Raw genomic sequence first — 325 nt, 5'->3', positions numbered from 1 at the left:
AGCAGACGGAACGCTGCGATTTCGCGGTGGCGCTCAATGTTTACATCCAGCGAATCGTGGTAAAACGCAGCCAGTGCACCAGTAACACCGCACATTACCGCCATCGGATGCGAATCGCGACGGAAGCCGTGGAACAGGCGGGTAATCTGCTCATGAATCATGGTGTGGCGGGTAACCGTGGTACGGAACTCATCAAACTGTTTCTGGTTTGGTGCTTCGCCGTTCAGCAGGATGTAGCAGACTTCCAGATAGTTAGAGTGGGTCGCCAGCTCAGAAATAGGGAAACCACGGTGCAGCAGGATACCTTCATCCCCATCGATAAAGG

The 325-nt window shown here is 53.8% G+C and carries 1 protein-coding gene; it reads right to left on the bottom strand.

All coding sequences use genetic code 11. The features are described 5' to 3' along the window. Positions 1 to 325: citrate/2-methylcitrate synthase (locus tag SB765_RS28675; protein WP_410932364.1), on the bottom strand; the 325-nt coding region annotated here is incomplete at both ends.

It is taken from the genome of Pseudomonas sp. SIMBA_067 (genome assembly GCF_046534675.1).
In the GTDB taxonomy this organism is placed as follows: Bacteria; Pseudomonadota; Gammaproteobacteria; order Pseudomonadales; family Pseudomonadaceae; genus Aquipseudomonas; species Aquipseudomonas putida.
This window is presented reverse-complemented; position numbering and strand designations above follow the sequence as displayed.